Annotated in this window: 1 protein-coding gene; it reads right to left on the bottom strand. The window is 47.7% G+C overall.

The features are described 5' to 3' along the window. Positions 1-19: 19 nt before the first annotated feature. Positions 20-193: a hypothetical protein gene (locus B9Z51_RS18435; protein WP_158272888.1), complete on the bottom strand. Its 174-nt coding sequence runs from the start codon at positions 191-193 to the stop codon at positions 20-22. Positions 194-371: the final 178 nt, after the last annotated feature.

The following is a 371-nucleotide window of genomic DNA, read 5'->3' as shown; positions in this document are numbered from 1 at the left end:
AGGGGTCTCTCTCAGTGATTCAGTTCAATGCAGCGCAGCTTTCGCTGGCGGCGGTGTTCATATAAAGGGTGTTGGGGGCTGTCAGGGGGGCGCTGCTGGCGCGCAAGGCGACGTCCAGGCGTGGCAAAGCCACCCGCTGTGGTTTGCACCGTTCAGCGAGTGGCACTTGGTGTTGAAGTGAGTGGGGATTCATCAAATCTCTACCGATTTATCGAAACCCAACTCAAACTCAAAAAAGTGATCAGATTCATTTAGAAGCTCTTTTTTGGCATTTGTACTAACTTGTTCCCAAGGTTATTGTCAAAACTGACATTTCAAAATACCCAATTGGGGTATTCAGATCACTTTTTTGGCGCTTTTTTTCAAAGTTG

Origin of the sequence: Limnohabitans sp. T6-5, assembly GCF_003063315.1 — a bacterium.
In the GTDB taxonomy this organism is placed as follows: domain Bacteria; phylum Pseudomonadota; class Gammaproteobacteria; order Burkholderiales; family Burkholderiaceae_C; genus Limnohabitans_A.
This window is presented reverse-complemented; position numbering and strand designations above follow the sequence as displayed.